The sequence below is a fragment of the Endozoicomonas sp. ISHI1 genome (assembly GCF_024606225.1).
In the GTDB taxonomy this organism is placed as follows: Bacteria; Pseudomonadota; Gammaproteobacteria; order Pseudomonadales; family Endozoicomonadaceae; genus Endozoicomonas_A.
Genome location: NZ_JAGRPU010000047.1, coordinates 1 through 26,808 on the forward strand (window position 1 = coordinate 1; position 26,808 = coordinate 26,808).

Annotated in this window: 26 protein-coding genes and 3 pseudogenes; 23 read left to right on the forward strand and 6 right to left on the reverse strand. The window is 44.5% G+C overall.

Annotation, left to right across the window (positions count from 1 at the left end; all coding sequences use genetic code 11):
• Together KBW69_RS20050 and KBW69_RS20055 are read left to right on the forward strand one after the other, a co-directional pair.
• Positions 1-965: carbon-nitrogen hydrolase family protein (locus KBW69_RS20050; protein ID WP_257282025.1), on the forward strand; the 965-nt coding region annotated here is incomplete at its 5' end.
• A 573-nt stretch (positions 966-1,538) separates the two neighbouring features.
• Entirely contained in the window at positions 1,539-2,075 is a 537-nt protein-coding gene (locus KBW69_RS20055; RefSeq protein WP_257282026.1) for an AAA family ATPase, read from the forward strand.
• Positions 2,076-2,150: 75 nt separating this feature from the next.
• Here the strand turns inward: KBW69_RS20055 and KBW69_RS20060 are convergent, their stop codons facing one another.
• A complete protein-coding gene (locus tag KBW69_RS20060; protein ID WP_257282027.1) occupies positions 2,151-2,330 on the reverse strand; it encodes a hypothetical protein in 180 nt (59 codons plus the stop codon).
• A 102-nt stretch (positions 2,331-2,432) separates the two neighbouring features.
• Here KBW69_RS20060 and KBW69_RS20065 point away from each other — a divergent pair, with 102 nt between their 5' ends.
• The 11 genes and pseudogenes from KBW69_RS20065 (at position 2,433) to KBW69_RS20115 (ending at position 10,480) form a co-directional block, all read left to right on the forward strand.
• Positions 2,433-2,957 (forward strand): DUF523 domain-containing protein, encoded by a 525-nt coding sequence (locus tag KBW69_RS20065; protein WP_257282028.1) that lies wholly within the window; start codon positions 2,433-2,435, stop codon positions 2,955-2,957.
• 511 nt (positions 2,958-3,468) lie between these two features.
• Complete coding sequence (locus KBW69_RS20070; protein WP_257282029.1) at positions 3,469-3,882, forward strand: hypothetical protein; 414 nt, start codon at positions 3,469-3,471, stop codon at positions 3,880-3,882.
• Between the two features lie 144 nt (positions 3,883-4,026).
• Positions 4,027-4,338, forward strand: coding sequence for a type II toxin-antitoxin system RelE/ParE family toxin (locus KBW69_RS20075; protein WP_257282030.1), 312 nt, complete (start codon positions 4,027-4,029; stop codon positions 4,336-4,338).
• Positions 4,331-4,618, forward strand: a complete 288-nt coding sequence (locus KBW69_RS20080; RefSeq protein ID WP_257275640.1) for a DNA-binding transcriptional regulator — start codon at positions 4,331-4,333, stop codon at positions 4,616-4,618. The genes KBW69_RS20075 and KBW69_RS20080 overlap by 8 nt, the downstream gene beginning before the upstream one ends.
• Before the next feature lie 106 nt (positions 4,619-4,724).
• On the forward strand, positions 4,725-5,057 hold the full coding sequence (locus KBW69_RS20085; RefSeq protein ID WP_257275639.1) for a hypothetical protein: 333 nt from the start codon (positions 4,725-4,727) through the stop codon (positions 5,055-5,057).
• Between the two features lie 1,099 nt (positions 5,058-6,156).
• A complete protein-coding gene (locus KBW69_RS20090; RefSeq protein ID WP_257275337.1) occupies positions 6,157-6,675 on the forward strand; it encodes a GNAT family N-acetyltransferase in 519 nt (172 codons plus the stop codon).
• A gap of 642 nt (positions 6,676-7,317) precedes the next feature.
• Positions 7,318-7,572, forward strand: coding sequence for a type II toxin-antitoxin system HicA family toxin (locus KBW69_RS20095; RefSeq protein WP_257282031.1), 255 nt, complete (start codon positions 7,318-7,320; stop codon positions 7,570-7,572).
• On the forward strand, positions 7,569-7,901 hold the full coding sequence (locus tag KBW69_RS20100; protein WP_257282032.1) for a type II toxin-antitoxin system HicB family antitoxin: 333 nt from the start codon (positions 7,569-7,571) through the stop codon (positions 7,899-7,901). Before KBW69_RS20095 ends, KBW69_RS20100 begins: the two co-directional genes overlap by 4 nt.
• Positions 7,902-8,411: 510 nt before the next feature.
• Positions 8,412-8,693: pseudogene (locus KBW69_RS20105) on the forward strand (ISAs1 family transposase); the annotation flags it as partial.
• Positions 8,694-9,500: 807 nt separating this feature from the next.
• On the forward strand, positions 9,501-9,953 hold the full coding sequence (locus tag KBW69_RS20110) for a transposase (protein WP_257282033.1): 453 nt from the start codon (positions 9,501-9,503) through the stop codon (positions 9,951-9,953).
• Entirely contained in the window at positions 9,950-10,480 is a 531-nt protein-coding gene (locus KBW69_RS20115; protein WP_257275524.1) for a hypothetical protein, read from the forward strand. Before KBW69_RS20110 ends, KBW69_RS20115 begins: the two co-directional genes overlap by 4 nt.
• Positions 10,481-10,556: 76 nt before the next feature.
• Here KBW69_RS20115 and KBW69_RS20120 read toward each other — a convergent pair whose 3' ends face one another.
• The gene (locus KBW69_RS20120) at positions 10,557-10,823 is read right to left on the reverse strand and encodes a hypothetical protein (RefSeq protein WP_257282034.1); all 267 of its coding nucleotides are present in this window, start codon (positions 10,821-10,823) and stop codon (positions 10,557-10,559) included.
• Positions 10,824-11,234: 411 nt separating this feature from the next.
• Here KBW69_RS20120 and KBW69_RS20125 point away from each other — a divergent pair, with 411 nt between their 5' ends.
• From KBW69_RS20125 to KBW69_RS20145, 5 genes are read left to right on the forward strand one after another with little or no spacing between them, the layout of a single operon-like run.
• Positions 11,235-13,370, forward strand: coding sequence for a type I secretion system permease/ATPase (locus tag KBW69_RS20125; protein WP_257282035.1), 2,136 nt, complete (start codon positions 11,235-11,237; stop codon positions 13,368-13,370).
• Positions 13,370-14,797, forward strand: a complete 1,428-nt coding sequence (locus KBW69_RS20130) for an HlyD family type I secretion periplasmic adaptor subunit (protein ID WP_257282036.1) — start codon at positions 13,370-13,372, stop codon at positions 14,795-14,797. The genes KBW69_RS20125 and KBW69_RS20130 overlap by 1 nt, the downstream gene beginning before the upstream one ends.
• A 50-nt stretch (positions 14,798-14,847) precedes the next feature.
• Positions 14,848-15,390, forward strand: a complete 543-nt coding sequence (locus tag KBW69_RS20135) for a hypothetical protein (RefSeq protein ID WP_257282037.1) — start codon at positions 14,848-14,850, stop codon at positions 15,388-15,390.
• A gap of 54 nt (positions 15,391-15,444) precedes the next feature.
• Positions 15,445-15,942 carry a hypothetical protein gene (locus tag KBW69_RS20140; protein ID WP_257282038.1) on the forward strand — a complete coding sequence of 166 codons (498 nt, stop codon included), beginning with the start codon at positions 15,445-15,447 and terminating at the stop codon, positions 15,940-15,942.
• Between the two features lie 4 nt (positions 15,943-15,946).
• On the forward strand, positions 15,947-18,748 hold the full coding sequence (locus KBW69_RS20145; protein ID WP_257282039.1) for a calcium-binding protein: 2,802 nt from the start codon (positions 15,947-15,949) through the stop codon (positions 18,746-18,748).
• A 25-nt stretch (positions 18,749-18,773) separates the two neighbouring features.
• Here the strand turns inward: KBW69_RS20145 and KBW69_RS20150 are convergent, their stop codons facing one another.
• Positions 18,774-19,634 carry a hypothetical protein gene (locus KBW69_RS20150; RefSeq protein ID WP_257282040.1) on the reverse strand — a complete coding sequence of 287 codons (861 nt, stop codon included), beginning with the start codon at positions 19,632-19,634 and terminating at the stop codon, positions 18,774-18,776.
• A gap of 445 nt (positions 19,635-20,079) precedes the next feature.
• Between KBW69_RS20150 and KBW69_RS20155 the strand changes: the two genes are divergently transcribed.
• The 3 genes from KBW69_RS20155 (at position 20,080) to KBW69_RS20165 (ending at position 23,329) form a co-directional block, all read left to right on the forward strand.
• Entirely contained in the window at positions 20,080-20,337 is a 258-nt protein-coding gene (locus tag KBW69_RS20155; RefSeq protein ID WP_257282051.1) for a hypothetical protein, read from the forward strand.
• A complete protein-coding gene (locus tag KBW69_RS20160; RefSeq protein ID WP_257282041.1) occupies positions 20,306-22,207 on the forward strand; it encodes a calcium-binding protein in 1,902 nt (633 codons plus the stop codon). The genes KBW69_RS20155 and KBW69_RS20160 overlap by 32 nt, the downstream gene beginning before the upstream one ends.
• A gap of 456 nt (positions 22,208-22,663) precedes the next feature.
• The gene (locus KBW69_RS20165; protein WP_257282042.1) at positions 22,664-23,329 is read left to right on the forward strand and encodes a hypothetical protein; all 666 of its coding nucleotides are present in this window, start codon (positions 22,664-22,666) and stop codon (positions 23,327-23,329) included.
• Between the two features lie 176 nt (positions 23,330-23,505).
• Here the strand turns inward: KBW69_RS20165 and KBW69_RS20170 are convergent.
• Positions 23,506-23,703: pseudogene (locus KBW69_RS20170) on the reverse strand (IS110 family transposase); the annotation flags it as partial.
• Positions 23,704-23,857: 154 nt separating this feature from the next.
• On the opposite strand from KBW69_RS20170, the gene KBW69_RS20175 reads away from it, so the two are divergent.
• Positions 23,858-24,268 (forward strand): hypothetical protein, encoded by a 411-nt coding sequence (locus KBW69_RS20175; RefSeq protein ID WP_257255203.1) that lies wholly within the window; start codon positions 23,858-23,860, stop codon positions 24,266-24,268.
• 311 nt (positions 24,269-24,579) lie between these two features.
• Here the strand turns inward: KBW69_RS20175 and KBW69_RS23960 are convergent, their stop codons facing one another.
• Together KBW69_RS23960 and KBW69_RS20180 are read right to left on the reverse strand one after the other, a co-directional pair.
• Positions 24,580-24,681, reverse strand: coding sequence for a group II intron maturase-specific domain-containing protein (locus KBW69_RS23960; RefSeq protein WP_373690724.1), 102 nt, complete (start codon positions 24,679-24,681; stop codon positions 24,580-24,582).
• Between the two features lie 103 nt (positions 24,682-24,784).
• Positions 24,785-25,324, reverse strand: a pseudogene (locus tag KBW69_RS20180) (reverse transcriptase domain-containing protein); the annotation flags it as partial.
• Positions 25,325-25,828: 504 nt separating this feature from the next.
• On the opposite strand from KBW69_RS20180, the gene KBW69_RS20185 reads away from it, so the two are divergent.
• Complete coding sequence (locus KBW69_RS20185; protein ID WP_257282043.1) at positions 25,829-26,695, forward strand: hypothetical protein; 867 nt, start codon at positions 25,829-25,831, stop codon at positions 26,693-26,695.
• Positions 26,696-26,808: the final 113 nt, after the last annotated feature.

Below are 26,808 nucleotides of genomic sequence, written 5' to 3' on the forward strand. Positions count from 1 at the left end.
GTTCAAAGTTGCATCAGCTTCTTTATCGCCTGGAAGCTTTTAAATATCAGAGATTGTGCGCTTCAATCAGTTCAGCAAGAAAGCTGCTAATCCTCTGCATCATTCACCATTTGCCCTTGCGGGTGGGTTGCCATGCTAACAAGTTGCTGGTGTCGCCCCTAAAGGGGCTGGGACGCCGCCGTGCGGCGCCCCACAGCATGGCGTTATATTTCAAAGGAGAGTATGTGCAAAATTTCAAAATAGCTGTAGCTCAGGTTCCTTCTAAAGATGGAGAGATCGATAAAAACATTGAAATGCACATGAGGGCAATTTCTCTTGCTCATAAAAACGCTGTTTCAATTATTATTTTTCCAGAACTTTCTTTAACAGGTTATGATCTTGAGATAGCAAGCAAACAGGCTTTAACCATTGACGATAAAAGGCTTTCAACCTTTCATAAAGCCGCTATTGAGAATGATATTTTTGTGGTAGTCGGTGCGCCTTTAATAAAAATTAAAGAGCCTGAAATTGGATCAATTATTTTTGCTCCAAATGGTGAGATTTCATCTTATTCAAAAATCCATTTGCATTCAGGAGAATGTAAATATTTCAAACCCGGAAAAAACTATAAAATCATAGAAGTTCAAAATCAAAAGGTTGCATTAGCTATTTGTGCAGATACAAATAACCCTGATCACGCTAGTGCCTGCGCTAATGCAGGAGCAACAGTATACGCAGCTGGGGTTCTTTTCACTGAAAATGGATATATCCCAGATACGGATATGCTCGCTTCCTACGCAAAAAAACATGAAATGCTGGTTACAATAGCCAACCATAACCAAAACACAGGTAGTTGGGAGCCAACTGGAAAAAGTGCTAGCTGGTCTAGCAAAGGGCTTTTATCAAAGAGCAGTGAACAAGCAAACTCTTTGGTAATTTCACAGCAAATAAACAGCGAATGGGTTTCCGAGGTATTTGAAATATAACAAATGCTTCCAGTTCGTTCCGGGGCTTCGCCCCTCCACCCGACGCACCTGCGGCGCGCGGCTGAAGCAGGCGTTAAAACTCTTATGAAAAAGTGCTGCAATAAAATTCTTATACCTAAAATAAAGTACAAGGCCAGCATAATTGACTCCATCGGTCTTACTGTGCTGCTTAGCTTCTTTCTAGGCATTGCCTTTCTTATTGCTTGGGCTGGCGCTGCATCACTTGTCTCCTCAGTTGAGGATGGCTCTATTAGTGATCGGGGTATATTCGGACAAAGAACCGTACCAGGCGGCCTCATAGTCTTTGCATTCTTATATTATTTTCTCCCCAAGTTCATAAATGCATGTACTTACTTGGTAAATTATCAGCTGCATATAAGCGCAGTATGTAAGGCTTGCGGTAAGAATCATCAACTAGCAAACTACCCCAAAACAGATGACCCGTTTTAACAAGGCCAAGCACTTATGCACGCTGCGCGTGCTGGACTCGCAACAAGTTGCTCGCCCGTGTTGGCGGCGTTATACGGCTAATTCCAAATTCAAGAGTATTTAAAATTTGGTGATAATTTAAAAATGCAAAATAAATTTGTTTTTACAGGTGGTCCTGGTGGTGGTAAAACAACAACATTAGAAGAACTCAAACGGCTTGGATATTGTTTTATATCAGAAACGGCAAGAGAAATAATTAAAAAAAGATTATCTAAAGGGCTATCACCTCGCCCAGAACTTGAAGAATTTGCTTACGAATGCTTGAAATCAGACATTCAAAAATATGATAAACATGATAAAGATAGCACTACATTATTCTTTGATCGAGGCATATTAGATTCATTATATATGCTCAATAACGAAGCTAAGATAAATGCTTCTGAGTTAAAGGATTACATTGAATTTTATGAGTACAATCCTCTTGTATTTGTATTCCCTCCATGGGAAGAAATTTATGCAACTGATAACGAACGTGATCAAACTTTCGAAGAATCACATAAAGTTAACTCAGATCTAATCAAGTGGTACAGTGCTCATGGGTACAAAACAATCGAAGTTCCAAAAACATCGGTTAAAAATCGGGTAGCGTTTATCCTAAAAACCATCAAGAACGCCGTATAACAAAGCATTCAAGTTCGTTCTGGTGCTTCGCACCTCCACCCGACGCCGCCTGCGGCGGCGCGGCTTAATGCGGCGTTATATTTCTCTATCCCTCAACTCTGATTTAAGTAATCTGACAGCAAAATCCATAGCTTTTATTATATCTTCTGGCTTGTCACCTCTGATTTCTATTCTTTGATGTCTGTCGTTATTCCAGTCAATACGAATAGCATTACTTTCATTTTCCTCAATCCATATTTTTTCAAGTTTTGTCATTACCCAAACTCCATGAAATATAACAACACGCTCAACGGGACGCACATACTGTGCGCCCGTCAGCTTTGAGGTTAACTTCCAGGAAAGTATCGAGAATTGTGCATGAAACAAGTACTTGTCAGCGCTTGCTTGCTAGGAGATAGAGTTCGCTATGATGGCAACTCTTTGTCTACCAACAGTGAAATTCTCCAAGAATGGATAGATGACGGTAGAGTTGTTTCAATTTGTCCAGAAGTAAGTGCTGGTATGAGTATTCCAAGAGCTCCAGCTGAGATATCTGGCGGTGAAGGAAATGATGTTATTTCTGGAAGAATTTCAGTAATTGAAAATAGTGGTGAAGACGTCACCGAAAAATTTCTGACTGGAGCGAATAACGCCTTGTCTCTGTGTAAACAAAATCATATCAAGGTTGCTGTGCTGGCCGATTTTAGTCCTTCATGTGGGAGTTCATCTATATATAATGGTGCTTTTTCAGGAACAAAAATTGATGGTGCAGGCGTTACAGCAGCATTATTAACAGCTAATGGTATTAAAGTGTTTAGTCAATACCAACTAGAAGAAGCTAACAAGGCCATGCACCCGACCTCCGGCAGCTGTCACGCTTTTTGCCGAGGGCAAAAAGCGTGACAGCTACCTCCGGCGGGTGATGGTAGCGTTAGCAGGCAGCAATAATCGAGAATTTCTGGTTGTGAAAAGACCAGTTTTCAAAAAGAGTTTTTGGGTTCACTGTCTATGGTGGGTTTCGAGTTAGAACCTCCCAGCAAAAAGACACTGTTACACTAACTTTTCAGTAGTTCTCAGCAGTACATGTCTGCTGGTGTGAAGTCTGTCGCTGAAAAATCTGCGGTGTATCGTTGGGCATGTCAGCGTTGGTTTTCAGTTTATCGGTACTTTTTGCTCAGTGGCCCTATGCCAGTTCAAAGTTGCATCAGCTTCTTTATCGCCTGGAAGCTTTTAAATATCAGAGATTGTGCGCTTCAATCAGTTCAGCAAGAAAGCTGCTAATCCTCTGCATCATTCACCATTTGTCCTTGCGGGTGGGCTGCCATGCTAACAAGTTGCTGGTGTCGCCCCTGAAGGGGCTGGGACGCCGCTGTGCGGCGCCCCACAGCATGGCGTTATGTTTCTAGGATATGTTATGAGTAACGAAATACCTACAAGAGTACATGTTGTAAGCTGGTTTTTCATGATTATAGGGAGCTTAAGTGTACTCAGCGGTGCTGGAAATTTAATGGTCAGAGAATCTGGCGATCTAGCGATATCAATTATTTGGCCAGTGTTAATGCAGATCTTTATAGCATTAATGCTTATCGTTGGCGGCTATGGATTACTCAAAGGCTCAGAATTAATGCGAAAGTTGCTTGTCAGATTATCGTTTTTAATTCTGATATTAATGGCTATTTTTTACGTTGATAAATCATTTGATTTCAGCTTTGTGTATTCTCTTGCCATAGGCTATTTGTTCTATCTTGTTCCATTAATATTTGTAATTCGAGCATTACAAAGTGATATCACCAAAGGCTACACCAACCGAAACATAACAAGGCGCTAAAGTACGTTCCAGGCTTCGCCCTCCACCCGACGCAGCCTGTTGCTGCGCGGCTTATCTTGGCGTTATGCCTCATGTACAAACTTAAAGAAATTCAAGAAGATATGAAAATTTGACAAAGTACGGCAATGCCGTATACTTTAACTCATGATATTTATTGAAACAAGCAAGTTCACCAAGTTGCTATCTGAATATTTATCGGATGATGAGTATAGGATGTTGCAATGGCACCTACAGGAAAAGCCTGAATCTGGTGATATTGTTCGTGGTAGTGGTGGTGTACGAAAAGTAAGGTGGGCACCTGAAGGTAAGGGTAAAAGCGGTGGTGTTCGGGTAATTTACTACTGGAAGAAGAGTGACCATGAAATTTGGATGTTAACGATTTATAGCAAATCTGAGCAAGCCACTGTTCCCGGTCACATTCTGAAGAAAATTGCGGAGGCTATCGAAAATGCGTGATAGAGATATAGGCCAGGAAATTCTTGATGGTATAGAAGAGATAAAAGCCTTCAAGTCAGGCGAAAAAGAATTGAAAACATCTATTCTTTCAGAGCCATCTCCGGCTAAAGAGATTAGAAAAAAGCTAAAATTGTCACAATCAGCGTTTGCTGGTTTTATGGGCGTTAGCATCAGAACCATACAAGACTGGGAACAAGGTCGCCGAAGTCCACAAGGTCCAGCAAAAGCCCTCTTGCGAATCGCAGAGCAGTGCCCGGAAGTCTTCCAAGAGCTGCGATAATCTCAGCAAAGGCATAACAAAAAGTTCAAGTTCGTTCCAGGGCTTCGCCCTTCCACCGGACGGCGCTAGATGCGCCGCCGCTTAACTTGGCGTTAACTGTATAGATATGGAAGAAATCGCACTAGGATCGATCAACTCAAAGTTCTATGAAAAGAATGGAGAGCAATACTATAAAATATCGCCAATATTGGGGCAGCAGATCAATTTCTTTCTCGATGCTCCTGTATCTGAAATCAAAGTATTAAAGAGCACAGAGCAAGAACTAGTAATAAAAAGAGGCAGGCTTAAACTTAAAATGGCATTCAAGCCATATGTTCCGGGGCTTCAAAAACTTCGCCTAATGCCAATCTATTTCGACTTCTTACCAATGGGGGTTTATTTCTGTGAAATATCCGAAACAAACAAAAATAGGTTACTCGGTACATTCGGCAACAGTTAACAAGTTTAGGCAACCTCGCCCCTACGGGGCTGGACAGCCAAAGCTTCGCTTCGGCTGCCGTTGCTAAAGGCGTTAGCAGGCAGCAATAATAGAGAGTTTCTGGTTGTGAAAAGACCAGTTTTCAAAAAGAGTTTTTGGGTTCACTGTCTATGGTGGGTTTCGAGTTAGAACCTCCCAGCAAAAAGACACTGTTACACTAACTTTTCAGTAGTTCTCAGCAATTCATGTCTGCTGGTGTGAAGTCTGTCGCTGAAAAATCTGCGGTGTATCGTTGGGCATGTCAGCGTTGGTTTTCAGTTTATCGGTACTTTTTGCTCAGTGGCCCTATGCCAGTTCAAAGTTGCATCAGCTTCTTTATCGCCTGGAAGCTTTTAAATATCAGAGATTGTGCGCTTCAATCAGTTCAGCAAGAAGGCTGCTAATCCTCTGCATCATTCACCATTTGCCCTTGCGGGTGGGCTGCCATGCTAACAAGTTGCTGGTGTCGCCCCTAAAGGGGCTGGGACGCCGCTGTGCGGCGCCCCACAGCATGGCGTTAGGTTCCCTCAACCGGCGTCTGTGATTTAGCTCAAATACTAAGCCCGTCACGCCATACAATCTTATCGGCAGATAAAAAGTTTGGGAGTTCCCAGTCAAGGATAACCGGCTGCGGGAACAGTCGGCCCCGGCTGAAAAACTCCCCGGAGCGTGGGCACACACTCCGTTAGGTGGCCAATGTTGAGAAGCAATGCCCCAGTGTTCCCGCACTGGACAAGTACGTCTATCACAGTAACCACCAAAGCACGGCCACGTTTAACGTAGTCGCGCAGCGCTGTTGCGACTGCATTGAAATGGTATCAGCCATGAAAATGCTTATCGCAATCAGAGTAAACGTCAGTGTAGATAGAATCATTATGTCGGTATCCGCCTGCACAATGGTTCTTCACGAAATCGGTTTACTCTAATTCCAAGTCCTCGGTGGGCAGCCACCGGGGCATTCAAACAATCGAAAACCTAACAAAAGCGTGGTGTCGGCAGCAAGCTGTCTGGGATGCCGCCTGTGGCGGCACCCCACACACAGGCGTTATGTTGCAATCCAATCAAAGGAGTTATCAAGTAGATGGATTTTCTTGTACCTTCTGAATTAGAAACAGAGCGATTAATTCTCAGGCAATTCCAAGATGATGATTGGAGAGATCTTCATGAATATTATTCCGATACTGTTGCAACAAAATTTACAACTGGTCGGGAATTCACTGAAGGTGAAACTTGGCGAACTATGTGCGGTATGATCGGTCATTGGCAAATCAGAAAATATGGGCCGTATGCTGTAGTGAGTAAGGATTCTGGTAAAGTCCTTGGGCCTGTTGGTTTCTGGTATCCCAATGATTGGCCAGCGCCAGAAATAAAATGGGCTTTGGCTCCAAGATATTGGGGTAAAGGTTACGCTAAGGAAGCAACTATCGCAGTGCAAGTTGCTGGCAGAGAACACATACCAAATTTGCCATTGATTAGCTTCATAAATTCAGAAAATATTCCATCTATAAAACTTGCTGAATCTGTAGGTGCAGTTTTTAGCAAAGCTACAGAGTTTCGTGGTGGTATATGGCATATTTACCAGCACCCAACAGCAACATAACAAAAAAATCCAGGTGACGCCTACGGCGCACCTGATTTTGGCGTTAGGTTTCCTCAACCGGCGTTTGTGAATTAGCTCAAATACTAAGCCCGTCACGCCATACAATCTTATCGGCAGATAAAAAGTTTGGGAGTTCCCAGTCAAGGATAACCGGCTGCGGGAACAGTCGGCCCCGGCTGAAAAACTCCCCGGAGCGTGGGCACACACTCCGTTAGGTGGCCAATGTTGAGAAGCAATGCCCCAGTGTTCCCGCACTGGACAAGTACGTCTATCACAGTAACCACCAAAGCACGGCCACGTTTAACGTAGTCGCGCAGCGCTGTTGCGACTGCATTGAAATGGTATCAGCCATGAAAATGCTTATCGCAATCAGAGTAAACGTCAGTGTAGATAGAATCATTATGTCGGTATCCGCCTGCACAATGGTTCTTCACGAAATCGGTTTACTCTAATTCCAAGTCCTCGGTGGGCAGCCACCGGGGCATTCAAACAATCGAAAACCTAACAAAAGCGTGGTGTCGGCAGCAAGCTGTCTGGGATGCCGCCTGGGCGGCACCCCACACGCAGGCGTTATGCGCTTCGATTCATCATAAATCATAGCATTGATACCATTTTATGATACTATGCTCTATAGTGTCTTCTATGAATGCTAAACACCGTAAAACGCTCACAGCGATATTCAAAGATCCAACCCCAAAACAGTTGGAATGGAAGGCTATAGAAGCCCTCTTGATTGCTGTCGGAGCTGATATTATCGAGGGGCGCGGGTCACGTGTAAGATTCCATAAAGATGGGGAAATCGGAACTTTTCATAGACCGCACCCAAAAAAAGAGGCAAAGCCCTATCAGGTTAAAGATACACGAGATTTTCTAACTAGAATTGGAGTTAAACCATGAACACAATGACATATAAAGGCTATGCAGCTAGCATAGAATACAGTGACGATGATGAATGCTTTATTGGTCATATTGCAGGCATTAAAGATCGAGTTGGTTTTCATGGTGAGTCAGTAACAGAATTAAAAGATGCTTTTCACGACGCAGTTGAAGATTATCTCGAAACTTGTGCCTCTGTGGGCAAAGAGCCTCAGAAACCATACTCTGGAAAATTGATGCTACGTATTCCACCAGAACTTCATGCAACCATTGCAACAGCAGCTCAGGTTAGCGGTCAAAGTATCAACCAATGGATTTCAAGAGCCTTAGTTCAAGCTTCTCGCATATAAACCAGCGCATAACAAGTGCGTGGTGTCGCTAGCAAGCTGGCTGGGACTGCCGCCTGTGGCGTCAGCCCCACACGCAGGCGTTAGGTTTCCTCAACCGGCGTCTGTGATTTAGCTCAAATACTAAGCCCGTCACGCCATACAATCTTATCGGCAGATAAAAAGTTTGGGAGTTCTCAGTCAAGGATAACCGGCTGCGGGAACAGTCGGCCCCGGCTGGAAAACTCCCCGGAGCGTGGGCACACACTCCGTTAGGTGGCCAATGTTGAGAAGCAATGCCCCAGTGTTCCCGCACTGGACAAGTACGTCTATCACAGTAACCACCAAAGCACGGCCACGTTTAACGTAGTCGCGCAGCGCTGTTGCGACTGCATTGAAATGGTATCAGCCATGAAAATGCTTATCCAGGGAAAAATCATGAAAACCCCTGAAATTATTGACCTGTAGCTTATATTTGTTTTCTTTTTAATACGTCTATGGTCTTATACCTGCACAACAGGATAAGGCCTCAGCATGAATGCTCACGATTTGATTTCACAACTCTCTATTATTAGTGACCCACGCCAAGCCTGGAAAGTCGGCCACAAGCTAACAGACATCCTTTTTCTGACCATCTGTGCTGTCATTGCCGGCGCAGAAGGCTGGGGTGAAATCGAAGACTTTGGTCATGAACGGCTGGACTGGCTTAAGCAGTACGGTGATTTTGAAGAAGGCATTCCTTCTAATGACACCATAGCGCGAGTCGTGAGTACCATCAGCCCAAAGCGGTTCCAGAAGTGCTTTATTGCTTGGCTGCCTGCGATTCCTGTTAAAATATTCTGATCAAGATAATTCAAAAAATCACACGAGAAAAATAATATAAGTGGATGAACTCCTGGGATTTGATAACCAGATTGATAAAGCAGATTGTCTTGATTTAGATGAGAAAAAACCACTTGCCAATCCATCATGTCAATAGCTGGCGTTCTTAACAATAAACTAGGTGCGTTATCGAATGACAAAGTAAAACTCTTAGAGTATTCGCGTTCAGCAGTCATACTCATAATTCCTGTCCTGTACAAAGAACGCGAAAAATTCTCTAGAGCTGTAAAGAAGGGATGTGTCCCCAGCCTGCTTCTTACTGTATCTGATAGTAATGACCTGACAATGATTTTATCGGGGACTATATTTCTGGTCCTGGATGCTTGATGATTATATTTGGCTGTGATTTCAAGTACCGGTATTTTGTCAGATTTAATGATTATTCTTTCAAATCCTGCTTCAGATTTTAGTACAATGCAAAGCAGTAAGGTTGATGTGAAAAGCCCAAAATGTTTCATTTTATTTCGTTTTGAAAACACCATAACAAGAAGTAGGTTCTAATATAGTTCATACTTAAATAGCTGCCATATTAGTTATAAAGAAATTTTCGTTCAGGGTAACCGCCGCATAACAAATGCTTCCAGTTCGTTCCGGGGCTTCACCCCTCCACCCGACGACGCCTTCGGCTGCGCGCTACACGCAAGCGTTGAGGCTGTAGAAAAACCCTCAAAAGCCCTGTCCTGGCCGGTGTTGTCTGATAAAATAGCGCTCAAGCCCCTGAGAAGACTTAAAACCCGCACTATGTCTCGCTTTAAACCGTACGACACCAGTCAGAATCTGTTATTACCAGTTAATCTTGCCGAACAACTGGTGCCGGGCTCTTTTGAATACACGCTGAATTACCTGGTAGATCATGAAATCGATACTTCGATCTTTCATGAGCATTACAACAATGATGAAACCGGTCGTTTAACCTACGATCCAGCCATGCTTTTAAAGGTGGTGTTGTTCGCCTATTCCCGAGGGATCACCTCCAGTCGTAAAATCGAAAAAGCCTGTCGGGAGAACATTGTATTTATGGCACTGTCAGCCGACAGTCAGCCTCACTATACGACCATCGCCGAATTTATCAGCCGCTTGAAGGGACCGATTACCCAGCTGTTTATGCAGGTGCTAATGGTGTGTGATCAATTGAGTCTGATCGGCAGGGAGATGTTCGCCATTATGTCACCGACCCCGACAGTGCCAAAATGAAAACCTCCAAAGGCGTGATCCAGGGCTACTGCGGTGTGGCCGGTGTTGATAGTAAGCATAAGGTGATTATGCACGGGGAAGCCTATGGTAGCGGCGCTGAGCAACCGACTCTGATACCCATGGTGCAGGCGATTGACGCTCACTGTGAATGGCTCAAACACCGCAATGTACTGACTACCGCCAAAATTGTAGCCGACAGTGGCTTCCACTCTCGGGAGAGCCTGGAGTCGCTGTTGGCTATGAACGTCGATGGCTATATTGCAGACAACCAGTTTCGTCAGCGTGATCCGAACTTTGATCAGGCTGGGCGTTATAAGATTCAACACAAAAAGGAGCGGGCGGCCCTGGCAAAGAAACACGGTAAGCCTACCGCCTCGGACCGTTTCACCCTGAAAGATTTTGCCTTCGATAAACAGGAAGAAACTTGCATTTGCCCGGCGGGTAAGGCCATGTGGCTTAGCAGCAGGAACGCGATGGTAGGCGGCACATCAGCCTATCAGTTCTGTGGCTATCTTCATTATTGCTAGCTGCACTGTCCAGATTGACCACCTCTACCGTTAAAAAGTCACCCACTCTGCTGTTATCCGGTGACCACACCGCTGCTCAAGGTCCAACATATTTCTTATATTCATCCATTCTGTCCCGTAGTTTTTTAATATATGGGTGTTGCTCCAGCCTGATTGGTTTCTCATTGAACAAAACATGCTCAAGCTGTTGTGCCTCTGTAAGAAAAACCGACCATAAAAATGCTCTCTCATCCAAGACGGTTTTTTGAACCAGCTCTATTTCTTTAGCTTGACTTAACCACTCTTCAAACAATGACAGGTTGTTGTAAAAAAGCTCATACGCATCACTGAAAAAACAATTCATTATGTAGTCCTGGTTCTGATTGCGATCTGTGAACACAAAATAGAAAGGTTCGTAGGAGTCGATGCTATGCAAGCGTCGAAGTCGCTTTGAAATGACGTCATAGAGATCATGTGCTGTCGCCGACATGGGACTCAAAACACAAAGCCGAAGAAATAGCTTAATGGCTGTCATCTGTCGTCCATGTATCCGATAACAGTTGTCTTCTGACCCTGCCAGTCCTTCCTCAATAGCCAGTACCAGAAAGCAGGTAAGTGAATTCAAATCATAAGGCACTTCTACTTGAAAGCGTTCGTTATTTGTTTCTTTTGATGAACATTTGGTGACATTTAGTGGTAAATCTTGACACGCACTGCCTTAAAAGTATCCAATCCAAACTCACAAGGAACAGAATAATTATAGGAAGTCGCACCGATGGATGGTGTACGCAGTTCGGAATCAGCAGTGACCTGTCTGGTGATGCTGGCCCGTTTTCATGGATTGGCCGCTCAGCCGGAGCAGATCAAACACCAGTTTGGTGATTCCGATCGACCTGTTGAGGGGTTAGACCTTTTAAGGGCCGCAAAATTTTTAAAGCTCAAGGCTCGTCGTACAGAAGTTGAGTGTGAAAAACTTCAAGATCTGCCTCTACCCGCCATTGCCCGTCACTCTGATGGCCATTACTTTATCATTGCCCGCTTTCATGATGGCAAAGCACTGATCCAGGACCCTTTGAAAGACCGGCCTGAAACGGTATCACTGGATGTACTGGAAACCCTGTTCACTGGTGAACTCTTTCTATTCACCAAACGGTCATTGCTACCAGGGGGGATAGCAAAATTCGACTTCAGCTGGTTTATTCCGGCCATACTCAAGCATAAAAAACTGATTTATGAAGTGCTGCTGGCATCCTTCTTTATTCAGCTCTTTGCCCTGATTACGCCTCTGTTCTTCCAGGTCATTATCGACAAGGTTCTTGTCAATCAGGCACTAACGACACTGGATGTATTGGCTTTTGGTCTGCTCGTGCTGTCAGTCTTTGATATTGTGCTGAATGGACTCAGGAACTACGTGTTCAGCCATACTACCAATCGGGTAGATGTGGTGCTGGGTTCCCGGCTTTTTAATCACCTGCTCCGCTTGCCCGTTGCTTTTTTTCATGCCCGCAGAGTCGGTGACACGGTAGCCCGTGTCCGTGAGCTGGATACAATTCGGGAGTTTATTACCGGTTCTGCGCTGACGCTGTGTATTGATCTGTTGTTTACTATCATCTTCTTTGTAGTAATGTACTTCTACAGCCCGACACTGACCTGGATTGTTCTCGGCTCTATTCCTTTCTATATCATTCTGTCCCTGATAGTAACGCCTGTTCTTCGTGCCCGATTGAATGAAAAGTTCAAGAGAGGCGCAGAAAACCAGTCCTTTCTGGTGGAGTCTGTCACCGGGATGGAAACCATTAAAAGCAGTGCGGTTGAACCTCAGATGCAACGAGTCTGGGAAGATCAGCTTGCAGCTTATGTCTCTGCCTCGTTCCGGGCGATGAACCTGGGTAATATTGCCAGCCAGTTTGCAGGGCTAATTAACAAGGTAGTCACAGTGCTGATTCTCTGGGTTGGCGCCACCCTGGTGATCAATGGTGAGCTATCGGTCGGTATGCTGATTGCCTTCAATATGATTGCAGGCAGAGTGAGTGCACCTATTTTGAAACTGGTTCAACTTTGGCAGGACTTTCAGCAGGCAGGTATTTCCGTTCAGCGGCTGGGCGATGTTCTGAATACACCCACAGAACCGGGACATGACCCAAATCGTACGACACTTCCAACACTGAAGGGAGTTGTCAAGTTTGAACATGTCACGTTCCGCTATCAACCCGATCGTCCTGCTGTCTTGAATGGCATCTCCATCGCCGTCAAACCGGGTGAAGTCATTGGTATTGTCGGTCGCTCGGGTTCAGGAAAAAGCACACTCACCAAACTGGTACAACGACTTTATGTGCCTGAGTCTGGTCGAGTATTGGTCGATGGCATTGACCTTGCGTTAGTCGAGCCCGCCTGGTTGAGAAGGCAAGTCGGCGTGGTGCTTCAGGAAAACTTTCTGTTTAACCGCTCAGTACGCGACAACATAGCACTGGCTGATTCGGGTGCTTCTATTGAACGGGTCACTGCTGCCGCCCAGCTGGCAGGTGCCCATGACTTTATTCTTGAATTGCCTGAAGGTTATGACACTCAGGTTGGTGAACAGGGCAGCACCCTCTCTGGTGGGCAGAAACAGCGTATTGCCATAGCTCGGGCATTACTGACCAATCCGAAAATTCTGATATTCGATGAGGCCACCAGTGCGCTGGATTATGAGTCCGAACACATCATTCAACAGAATATGAAGCGGATCAGCCAGGGTAGGACGGTTTTTATTATTGCCCATCGTCTTTCAACTGTGCGGGATGCTGACCGCATCATTGTCATGGAAAAAGGTCGTATTGTGGAAGAAGGCGCTCATGATCAGCTGGTTAAGCAAGGCGGACATTACGCCCGGCTGAATGCCCATCAACATGGTTTGCGGGAGGCTATCTGATGGTCAGACCAGTTTGGGAAAAAGCGACCAGGTTCCTGTTGACCAGAACAGAAAAACAGGAAGCATTGCACAATACACGACGCCAATTTCTACCGGCAGCTCTGGAAGTGGAGGAAACACCGGCGAACCCGACCAGCCGAATAATTGTAAAAACCATCATCCTGTTATTCACAATAGCCATTGTGTGGGCTTGCGTGGGCAGGATTGATATTGTTGCCACAGCACAGGGCAAAATCGTACCGGGCGAGCGCGTAAAAACCATTCAGCCGATGGTGATAGGTGAAGTACAGGCCATTCACGTTCGGGAAGGCGATGAGGTGAAAGCTGGCGATCCACTGGTTTCTCTGGTTGGCATTGTGACCGAGGCAGAACTGGTCAGGCTGAAAAAAGAAATAATCGCTCTTGAGCTGCAACTGGCCAGACAACGGGCGTTTGTTAGTTATCTTGATCAACCAGCCCAAGACCAGCCGGACAGTATCCGGGTACCCCAATATAAGGCAGCTGACCAGTACTCGAGTGGCTCGCCGTCACAGGAAACACTGGCTTTTGAAGAACAGTTGCTTGCCCAGCAGATAAAAGACTACTTAACGGCTTCAGACACCCTAAAGAGCCAGCTTAAGAGTAAAGTGGCTGAGCAGCGGACTATTGAAGCTATCGTCAGCAAGCTCCAGCGGATTTTACCCATCATTGAAGAGCGAACACTGGCACTGGAGGGGCTCTACAAAAAGAACTTCGGCTCAAGGGTTCAGTATCTCGAACTGGAACAGCAACGCATAGAGCTGGAAGAAGATATCAAGGCACAAAAAGCGACGGTTCAGCAGCTGGTCGCAGAACAGGAAGAGACTCAAAACCAGCTGCACAGCCTCCATGCCCAGAAACGCCGGGAGAGCCTGGATCAACAGGAGCAGGTTCGTCGCCAGCTGACCAGCCTGAAGCAGGAAAGCATCAAGGCCCAGGAACTGCATGACCAGCAGAAGATTGTTTCGCCCATAGACGGCACAGTGCAGCAACTCCAGATACACACTATTGGAGGTGTCGTTCAGCCTGCACAGGCACTGATGCAGATCGTACCTAAAGAAGCAACCATGGAAGTTGAAGCCTGGGTGCTGAACAAAGATATCGGCTTTGTGCAGGAAGGCCAGCGGGCAGAGGTGAAAATCGACACCTTCAACTTCACCAAATACGGTCTGATTGGCGGTGAGCTGATCAATATCTCCGACGACGCTGTACCCGATGAAAAGCAAGGCTTGCGGTACCTGGCCAGTGTTCACATAGAGAAAGACTGGATGCTGGTAGAGAAAAGGAAAGTGAATCTGTCGCCTGGCATGAGTGTAGCTGTGGAAATTAAAACCGGGCAGCGGCGATTGATAGAATACTTTTTGAGTCCGCTTTTGAGGTTTAAGCAGGAGAGCATCAGGGAAAGGTAAAGCCTTTTTCTGGGCAGTCTATTTTATTGATTCAGTTACAGGTAGAGAGAATGAAGAAGAGAAAAGTAAAACAAGAAATGCAAGAACTACTCAACAAAGGTATGGGAAAAAGTGAAATTTACAAAAAATATCAGGATAACGGCCTACCAGAGAAAAAACTGGCCTTAATGGTAACTGCACTTCCTGATCCTTTCTTGTGCCAGAAGTATGAAAAAATGAATAACCTGCTTATTCTTATAATGTTCGTTCAGGCAAGCATCGCAGCTCTGATTGGTTTCAATACGGGGGCCTTGTTAGGAGGACATAACATTATCCTTTTTGGTCTGATCAGTATTGCTGTGCCCGTACTGTTTATTATTGGATTCTATCGCTATAGCTTAACAGCCTACAATGCTTTTCTTATCCTTGGCATTATCCAGTTTCCCCGCTTATTCAAAGATATAGGGCAAGTGCCAGTTTTTACCACTTTGGTCGTTGTCTTTTCAATACTGAGCATGGGCTACGTCTGGTTTTTGAAAAGTAGGCTTTATCCAGACAGTGGGCTGTTTGGTGTGAAGAAAAATGGTGGTAAGTATTTTCAATTGACGCAGTAGCATCGAATTATTATTGCCCTTATTTTTATTGTTGCTGCTATGGGCTATACCTGTATGAAAATAACTTTTGACCTAAAGATGAGTAGTGCCAAGCAATTGCTTCTTGGAATTGCGATTACAGCTAGCATTGTTTTTTGTTATAGCTACATTAGTCAAATAACCAGGTCCGAAAGTGATCATAATTCTGCAGCTTTGGTTTGTGGAAAGGTGGTCAAGTCATTTTGGGCATCTTCCAAAAGAGGTATATCTGCTTGGCTTATTGAGCTTAAGGATAAGGAAAAAAATACTATTAGAGTCATAGATAAAAAACTTGTTTCAAAAATAAAACAGCTAGATATTAAAAGAGGTGATTATTTATGTATTAAATATATAGTTGCAGATTACTTGTCAAATGAGGACTTCGTTTTCCAGATATATCGCAATAGCGAATATTTATTGAATGAAAAGTATGTCATGGATGTGTACTTGAAAAAACCTTCAAGACTATTAGCCTATATCACATTGTGTCTACTATTTTTTTCTTTGATGCTAACAATTAAATTCCATAGGTAGGAATATGTCAACAATAGGGATCAGTAACGCTGAGGCTGCGGTTCGAATACTGCAAGGCCATGGAGCCTCAACTTCAATTGCATCAGCCGCAGACAGTTATTCAGATGGTGACTACCTCAAAGCAGGTTCAGATTTGATAGCTGCGCTTGATGCCTTAGCTACAATGGCTGATGCAGCTGAGCTTGCAGGCAAAACGATAGGCAAAGCCAATATAGCTGTTCTAATAGCCCAAGTGCCTGCGATAGTTGAAAAAGCTTATAGCGAGTTAAATAACGACAACAAATTAAGTGATGCAACAATCCAGGACATTTTGGGCTTAGGTCTTGGAACTGCAGGCATGTTTGCAATGGCAGCTGGCTCAGTCGGTTTTGCATTGGCCGCAACAACTGTTGGAGTAGCACTCGGTGCATATTCTCTGGTGAGACCAGAAGAAGGTAGCCACATCTGGGATACCATTGTAGGTGATTTTGATGATGCTTCAAACTCGCTAACTTCACCTGAATCTTCAAACCAGCTAAAATCACCCACCGACCCGGTGTTTGTCATTTCAAACGACCCTAACATTACAATAACCGATGAGCCATTACAGTCAACAGATATTAACCTCAGTATTGAAACTGACAACGCCACCGGCGTGAAAGTTATCACCATAACCGATGAGAATGGCAAGGCATCTATTGTCACTGTTCAACCGAAAGAACCTCTGGATACCAGTGAGCCACTGAGCTTGAATGATCAGTTTGGCACTGCTGAGACCAGTGAGTCAATCATCGGAGTTCATAAAAATAATCAGTATATTTCAACAGTTATTGAAACCGAGGGACGAACGCTTGTTGAGTTTGTCAATCCAGATACTGGCGAAACCTACTACGTTAATACCAAGACTGATGAGATTACTCAGGGTGCCTTGAGTAATATTAATGAATACACTGGCCCTGTAGACAACTCCCTCCTCGACATCGACACCCACACCACCCAGGGTACTTCCGAAAACTCGCATTTCGATCCAGAGCAGTCATCCAGCCTGATTGGTGAGGGGTATCTGGAATACGACAGTAACTGGTATGCGCTCTCTACCGACAGCATTGTAAACGACAACGGCATTCACAACACCCTGATTGGCGATATCATCGGTAACGGATTACGGCCCGGTAACCATAACCTCAATCTGGAGTTCGACTATGGTCTGGGTTCTGCCCTGGAACAAGACCCCCTTTATAACTTCGATACCTTCGATGACTTTGACCTGGGCTCCCTGAACAGCGCCCAGAGCAATGCGTTCGATACTCTCTTTATTGATCCTCTGGTACTGGATTTGAATGGCGATGGTGTTCAGCTGGAGCATTTCGACCATGCGAATGTCTTCTTTGATATTGATAATGATGGCATCAGGGAACAGTCGGGTTGGGTGTCGCCTACTGATGGTCTGCTGGCTGTTGATCTGAATAACAATGGAAAAATTGATGATGTCAGTGAACTGTTTTCGGAGTATTACAAAGGTGCCAAAGGGCAGGATGGTGCCCCGGGTGAAACGCCTTATGCCAATGGTTTTGAAGCACTGAGAACCCTGGACAGTAACAGTGATGGTGTGTTCAACAATCAGGATGCAGCCTGGTCTTCTGTCAAGGTCTGGGTGGATGCGGATGGCGATGCTGTGTCGGATGCAGGTGAGCTGAAAAGCCTGGAAGACGCTGGTGTTGTTTCCGTCAACCTGAATGCCAAAGAAGAATCCGGGGAGATTCTGGATGGTAACGAGGTACTGGCACGGGGCGATTTTGTCCAGAATGTGAATGGCGAGCTGAAAACCCGGGAAGCCATTGCCGCTAACTTCCTCTCCAATCCGGATGGACATACCTTTGTCACCGATGGAAATGGCAAGAAAGTGTCTTCCCAGAGTGGTTTCAGCAGTTATGCGGCAGGTGACGCAGGTGAAACTGTGGATGTTGTCGCCAAAGGCGTTAACTCGGCTTATGGTGGTCGTGGCAATGACACGCTGATCGGTGATGCCGATTCCAACTGGCTGGCCGGTGGTGGCGGTTCCGATTCCTTTAATGCCGGAGCAGGCGACGATGTTCTGTTGATTGACGGTGATGATAACCCGAACAATATCCAGGGTGGCGATGGCATTGATATTGTCAAGGTCCTGGGTACTAAAGGCGTTACCCTGAACCTACACCAGTCCGGGATAGAAGTCGTTGAAGGTGGCCGGGGGAATGATATCTTCGTTGGCGGCGGTGGCAGTAACGTCTTTATCAAGGGCGGCGAAGGAAATGACGTGATCTCTGGGGGCCTGGCAAACGATGCCTTGTCGGGTGAGGACGGCAACGACTCTGTTTATGGTGGCAAGGGCAATGATATTGTGCGGGGGCATCGTGGCCGAGACCGTTTGAGTGGCGGTGAAGGCAATGACGTTCTGGAAGGTGGGCTGGACGACGACATCCTGTTGGGCGATGCCGGTAATGATGTACTGAATGGCGGTCAGGGTGATGACCGTATTGACGGTGGTGAAGGTGTGGATGTCGCAAGGTTTTCTGGCAGCTATTCAGACTATCGAATTACCCGAACCTCCGAGGGCATCTGGGTTACTGATACCGTGAGTGGCAGGGATGGCTCTGACTTCCTGACGGGCGTTGAGAAGTTCAGTTTCAGCGATGTGTCCACCGTGGATGTCAACCTGGAAAACTACTATTGGTGTGGGCTTCAACCTCCAAGAAGATCAGGTTTTAAGGGCAGTGCTTATTCACTTTGGTTACAGCACGGGGTATCCTCGGTGAACCGCCCGATGTGGAACTGCATGCCTGTGTAGGGAGAGCTCCCGAATATAACAGTTATTATACGGCTTTTTTGCTTTTCTCTGATATTGTGACGCCATAAGGCCAGTCATATGGTGGAATTTCTGTCCAATATTTTAAATCTGGTATTTCTTGAACTTTATCTAATGCTTTGACAGCAGCCTCGTATGTGTCAAATTTATGAAAGTGGACTATTTCTTTATCTATTGTTCCATAATCATCATAACTAACGACATTTACTGGTTCACAAACAATATGGAATTTATTATTTAAACTTCCAATTCCAATACGAACATCCAAAACTCCAGACAAAGATAAGTCATTATCAAACCCAGCAAGTTCTCTACAAACAAATGAATCTATTAATTTAGTTATATTTAGAGCGTCTTCTAAAGGCAGTAAGCTTGACTCATTAATACAAAAATCTGGAATTTTTGGCTTCCAATCAAAAAGATAATAGCCTTCTAAAAATCTAAAGTTCTTAATCACTTTCTCTATTGTTCTTAATATTTGTTCAAACTCATACTTAGAATCATTTAGATTTTTATATTTTGCATAAGGTGTAAAAATAAATTCCTGTTCATTTATTCTGTTAATTTCTTTACCATTAACCTTGTAAAACTCATCAATTAGATAACTTTTACTTGCTTCGGATAAGCTTAAATCTTCGACAGGTACGTAAGAGTTATTATTACTGTTTTTCGAATATAAGGTCAAAGCTACACTATAAGAGTCATCATCGAAGAATCTTATTAATGATACAGTCCCTGTATATTTAGCACTTTTATCTAATTCTTCAAAATGCAAATTATTGGAAAATGGTTTTTCTGAAAATGGCAATTTTTTAAATGGCAAATCATTCGGATTTGTGTATCTTTTTCTTATTCTTTTATGATCCATTACTTACCCCCTTATTGGAAAATAGATATTGTTTTTGTGATCCTTGCTAAGTCGTATACGTATAACGCAGAGCTAAGCGGAAGCGTTTATGTTCATCTCTGACAATTATATATAACTTTGCCTGAAAGGGTACGAGTCTCTTCCAATATGAACTGAGCCTGAAGGTGAACCCAGTTTCCAACATGAAATGAGCCTGTAAACTCCAGCACTTTCGTTCATGATGAGAGGATGAAGATCATCATGAACACCACTTTCATCAAAACACTGAAGGACGTGCAAAACCCTCTCTAGCAGGCTCTCTGTCTGAATCCGGGCTAGGATTCCATGGATGAGGCTGGATTCAAGCAATAAGTGCAAGCGACTCCCCGGTGCAGACTTCAAGCTGTGTTCGCCCACCTAAGACCTTTCGAGGCGTGGTATTAATCAATACCACCGTGGTGCGAATATCCTCCCTTGCGGAGACGACACCCTTATTGGTAATGCGGGTTCGAACTGGCTCAAGGGCTATCGTGGTAATGACACCCTGTCAGGTGGCGACGGTTATGACATTCTGTTTGGTGGCTTGGGTAATGATACCTTAACGGGAGGAACCGGTAAGGACTTCTTCATCATCAAGCCGGAAGAAGGTGCTGTCGATACCATCACAGACTTCCACAATGGTGGTCCTGAAAATGAAGAACCAGCAAGTCGCCCATATTACTGAGCAGGACTTTACCTTTATATCGGATGAATCCTTGTTGGATGCCTATCTGGATATGTTGGCAAATTCAACGATCTGGACGGGTGATGATAATGTTCAAAATGGTCTGCTGCCCGATAGTTTGGGCAATATGACGTATTTTGCACAAGGGGGGAACGATGCCATTGGTGCTGTGACAGGCAATGATGTTCTGGATGGTGGTGATGGTAATGATTTCATTGATGGTGAGTATATCACCAACACCCCGGGAACGGATTGGCTACAAGGTGGTCAGGGGAATGACCGACTGGAAGGAGGAGGCAGTGATGACTTGCTCTTTGGAGGAAGCGGAAACGATCTGCTGCTTGGTGAAGACGGTCATGATCGTTTATTGGGTGATTCCGGCCAAGACAACCTGTTGGGTGGAGAAGGCAATGATGTGTTGCAGGGAGGTGATGGCGACGACCTTCTGCAGGGTCAGGGCGGTGACGATACCTTGTACCTTGATGGTGACTTGGGGAATATTGACCTTTCTTCAACGGGAGCCAATGTAGTAACAGGGTTGCTGGGAGGCTCAGGCTCAGACACTTATATTGTTTCAAGGGATAAAACAGGCTCTCAAAATCTCAGCTTGAGTTCATCCAATGGTGTGATGAGAATGTCATCGACCAACTTTATTGCCGACTTTGATGTGAACGCCAATGGTGACAAGATTGACTTGAGCCAGCTTGAGGGTGTCCGGGGCTTTCAGGATATTACTGTCACTCAAAGTGTTATTAATGGACTGGCGATTGCCCGCCTGACTATCAATAATGCGGGGCAGGAGTACTTCGTTAACCTCTTTAATACGACAGCGGCCAGTGTGACTGCAGATCATTTTATTTTTGCCAATAGCCAACCTTATGGGTTGGTAACCGACGGGGATGATACTCTGGTCGGCGACGCTGGAGGCAATTATATCGATGGAGGTTCTGGTGCTGATGATATGACAGGCAGAACCGGGGACGACACCTATATCGTTGACGATATCGGCGATAAGGTAAATGAACTGGTTGCCGGTGGTTTTGATCATGTGATCAGTAGTGTCAGCTATGCCCTTGATGCAGAGGTTGAGAGTTTGACCCTGACAGGCAATGAACATCTGATGGCTACAGGTAATGACCAGGATAACCGCATTGTGGGTAATGCCGGTAATAACCTGCTCTCTGGCATGGGTGGCATAGACACTCTGGTGGGCAACGAAGGTAATGATATCTACGTCATTGACAATACCTCCGATCGACTGGTTGAACGCCTGAATGAAGGTACAGATACCGTCATGTCATCGGTCTCCTATACCCTGGGTGATCATCTGGAGAATCTGACACTCTCTGGCTCGGAGAATATCAATGCAACAGGCAATGAGCTGAGCAATATTCTGACCGGTAACCAGGGGCGCAATATCCTGAACGGTTCTGACGGAAATGATGTACTGACAGGCAAGCAGGGTAATGACTACCTGATGGGGGGTGAGGGTAACGATACGTACCGGTTTGCTGCAGGTGATGGTCTGGATATGTTGAATAACCAGAGTACCAATGCTTCGGATCATGATGTTCTGGAGCTGGAAGGTATCAGCAAAGAGAATATCTGGCTGATGCGTTCTGGCAATAATCTGTTGATCGATGTTGTGGGTTCCAACGATGCCATTGTCATTGAAGATTGGTATCGCGATACAAGTCAGCAGTTGGATGAGATTCGTGTCAATGATGCAGTGCTTCTTGCAAACAAGGTTGACAGCCTTGTAACTGCAATGGCTGGTTTCAGTGCTCCACCTGCGGGCAACGCTCAGCTGTCACAGGATACTCGGAATCAAATCGATCCTGTAATCACGGCCAGTTGGCAAGCAGCATAACTTAAGTTGAGTTAAGCAATCTGCAATGATGGTAAGTTCTCTGAGCGGTACTTATCATCATTGTTTCCCCATGATGTAACGTAAGAAATTTTGGGAGCCGAGTACTACTCAAAACAACCCGCTTGGTCGAGGACCAATCAAATCAGCATGATGGGCCATAATCAGCAGAGTGGGTATTTCTTAGCGGTGGGTAGGTCCATTTCGAACAGTGCCACTAGCAACTCTCGCCATCATCGTAAACCACCTTCAGAAATAGCCATGCCACCTAACAACTCGCTTGACGGGACTGTTCCGCTACCCGTCAGCTTTGAGGTTAAGCGCATCTGAGTCATCATGCTTATACAGTAGAATTGATTATGTTAGAAAGTCTTTCTCTATTGTTACAGATAAAAGTGACTTATATTCACATTGACTTGTCCTAACATGTATATTCAAAACTACGTAATAGGTGTTAGGATGTTAAGAGATAAATTATTATCAGCAGTATTTCTTCTTTGTTTAATAGCAAAAGCAAGTGCTGATGAAAAAGAGTCTAGCTCTGAAGTAATTGAAATAACAACGAAGTATGTATGTAGCCTTCTTGAAGGAAATTACGTTTCCTGTAAGCAGGAAATCATATCAGAGGAAGAAATCAGATTAAAGCTTCAAGATAAAATACAAAAGAAAATGGATCATACCTATCAAATTGTTTATAAGACACCAGTTGGAGGAACTACTCCTGATAGCTTTAATTTAGATAATGATGTTAATAACAAAAACAGCTCTATTCCTGCATGGAGCAATCCTGTAGTGACAACATTCTCAGTAACATCTACAGTCGCAACAATTGCGGGCCCCTTCGTTCAACTAGTTCAAAATACATGGAAAAGTTGTAAAAAAGGGCAAAAACCAGAAGCATCAGATATTTCTTGGGCCTGCATCGACGTTATTGCAAATGGATTGAATGTAGGAATGTTATTAACTCAATATTTTGCACAAGACGTCTCAATTGTAGTATGGGATTATTTATCACAATCAGCCGCAATGGTTATCGAGATAACCATCATTGGAAGCAGTATAGTTTTCTACTTTAAACATAAAACAAAACACGCTCACAATGCAGAATATCTGCCAATCAACTAAAAATGCTCGCTTAAATCGGGTAAGGGCTGGCCTTTCTCCAGCCCTCCCCACAGCACCCGGCATGCGGGTCCGCACCGGGCGGTTCACCGAGGATGCTGAAACCTGATCCATGACTCTTTCAGGGAGACAAACCCGATATTTGCAAGATAAATGTCGTTGAGTGCCTGCTGTGTTGCCCAGCAATGCATACATTCAACACCCACTACAATATTGTTCTGATAAGGTTCGATTAAGGCCTGAAGAGCTGATGGATCAGCCGCTATTTTCTGGTGAACCAAGGTGTCGCCTTGCTAATCAAGAATACAAACGAAGAGCATTCGGGCATGGAGATCAATACCACAGTAGTAAGGGTGAGAGTTGGTGTAGAATCTCATTGGGTCTTCTCCTTTTTTGGTTTGGTCGCCTATTAGCTTACTCAGTAAGCTGGGGAGAAGGCTCAATAGGTACCAATTGGTTCCAGGTGTCGCCTTCGGCGCACCTAAACCAGGCGTTGGCCCTTTCGCATATGAATAAACTTGAGGAAGAATAATGAGAAAAACAATACTTGAGATTTACGCATTACTTATATGTTCTGTAACTCTCATATGTTTTGCAGTTACATCTGGGATAATGCTTTACAATTTAGTTAGCGTAGTAAGTCCAGAGTTTGGTTTGTCTTCACATGATTATAAGCGTCTAAACAATAACGATAGATATTGGAACAATATCAAACCCTCATGTGGAGAATATAGTAAAGAAGGCTGTGGTGAAGCCGGAAAAAGACCTCCAGAAGGAGAGCTTACTAAAAAGAGAGAAGATGCAAGAAAATTAGCTCTTGAAGTAGAAGCTAGAAGTTCAATGCAGACATTTATTAAATCTCTAATCGTAGTAATAATTGATATTTTAATATTTATCCCTCATTGGATAATTGGTCGTAGAGCGAGAGAGAGTAATGGCTAATCGGGTAAGAGTTGATCTTTCTTCAGCTCTCCCCAAACCACCCGGCATGCGGGTCCGCACCGGGCGGTTCACCAAGGATAGTGAAACCTAATCCATAAGTCTTTCAGCGAAACAAGCCCAAGTTGTGCGAGGTAACTGTCGTTGAGTGCCTGCTGTGTTGCAAAGGTTTTGCTTAACCGGTAATACCCTTTGCTACTGATTGCGATCCCGGCGGCTTTGATGTGATCAACGCCCAACCTGACCAAATTTCGATAGCGGGTTTTCGGTTTACGCCACTGCTTGATAAAACAGCAGCGAATACGCCGACGTATCTATTGATCCAGTAGCGATATAGGACGGTAATATTCGGTTATTCTGAAGTAACCCATCCAGCCCCTGATATATTCGGTAAGCTTTCGCAAACGGTAGCTCATTGATACACCCCAGCTGCGGCTGGTGAGTTAAAGGACTTGCCGCCTGAAGCAGAGCAGGCTCTTCTCTGTCCACCGGATTTTTCTTACCTGTAAAGGTGAAACTCAGGAACTCTGCCTTGGTGGCTTTCACCACCTTGCTTTTGGTTGGATTTACCGTTAATTTCAGTCTTCGTTCAAGGTAACGGGTAATGCTATCCATCACTCGCTCCCCTGATCGTTGACTGCCAACGAGTATCACAAAATCATCACAGTAACGTGCGAAACAATGACCCCGGTATTCCAGTTCTTTGTCCAGATCGTCGAGAAGTACATTTGACATTAGCGGCGAAAGAGGGCCGCCTTGTGGCATACCTACCCGAGTCGGGTAGCATTGCCCATCAATCATGACGCCAGTACGAAGGTAGCGGCCTATCAGTTTTAATAGGCGCTTGTCGTTAATCTTACGAGAGACTCTCGACATAAGGACATCATGGCTAACAGTATCAAAGAATTGACTCAGATCAACGTCAACTACCTGATGCAGCCCCTGTTTGATATAGCGTTTAACCTGTTGCACGGCATCTTGTGCAGATCTTCCCGGTCTGTAACCAAAGCTGCTGTTTGAAAATTCGGGATCAAAGATGGGGGGTCTATGTCCTTGGATTCACCCATTACTGTACTCGCAACCGGAAAGGGAACTTTCATAGCCTTTGCAAGGTGTATCGGTTTATGGAGAGATATTGGCGCAGGATGCTCAGTAAGCGAAGCCGAAAGGGCAAGGTGACTTGGGAGGCATTCAATCGCCTTAAACAGATTATGCCGTTACTGAAACCGAAGATAAGAATCCCCCTTCTGGAAGTTGCGTATTAATGCAGTGCTGTAAGTCAAATGTCGAAGAGCCCGGTGCGGGAAATCCGCACGCTGGGATCTGAGGGGGTTGGAGTTATAACTTTTAGCTCCTTCTACCCGATGCTGAGGGGGAGGTTCCCTTGGGCGACTCGACTGGGGGGGGAGTTACAACTTGTAGCTCCTTTTACTCGGTGAGCAGAGTCGTGATGCTATGCCCTATCCCGATTATGTTGCAAAAATACAGGCAAAATCCTCTAAATATCTTAATATGTCTATGCATAGACCATTTTCTTGAATGCTCAAGGAAAGGAGGTTAGCTGTGTTTTATCAAAACTCAATACATCATCACCCCTTCTTGCTGGATTCAGTGTTGCTTTGTTCGTTGATTCAAGTGCAAAGCACTCACGCATTGACTACTTTTTTCCAGACAACATTTAAGAATCAAGATGATAGTTATTCATTGATAGCTGAAGGAGAGGTTACAACTGGTATAAATACCAGCCAAATTAGTTGTAAATCATCTGATAACTCAATGCCTCAATCAGAAATGTGGGATCATCCCGAAAAGTTCTCATTTACAGACAACCAGAGTTTATGTCCTCAAGTAAGTTTTCCTTATTTAGGAGAAACTTCATTTTTTGCATTATTAATTGATAATTGTTTACTTTCTGGAGTTTCCTTAAATTATGCAATATCTGAGTTAAAAGAAAATTCAATTATTTGGTTGGATATTCCAACTCTTAAATTAAGTAATTCTAATAAAGGAATAACTCCTGTTTTTCGTGTTACTAGATTTAGTGGCGATGAAAATCAGTTGACAATCAAAGCTCAACCTGTAAATTGTGATCAATGTCCCTACCGTCCGGGGAGTGATAGATCTGATAGTCAATGTTGTGGTGGCTGTAATGACAATAGTGAGTTAATAATTTTTGATTCTGCTGGAGACAGACCGGGTTTATCCATTACTAAAGCTCGAGAGTATTTATTCGAGCCTGTAGAAATAAAATACAAAAAATCAACTAATGAGGTGCATTTTGATTTCAATACGGCACAAGGCGTGTTTACAAAAAAAATATCTCATTATCGCCATGAGCCACTTATTTCAGAAGGTTTACAACCCTTGGCTATACCTTTGGCTCTGTTACTCTCAGCAACCATTTTAGTTCAGTCGAGAGCCAAACAGTAGCAACATAACAAACACATGTGAGTCGTAACTCCGTCAAGGGGCCAGGGCAAATGCATGAACATTATTTAACCAGTCCAAGAACGTGACAAAGGTACTCCTCACTCCAACCACAC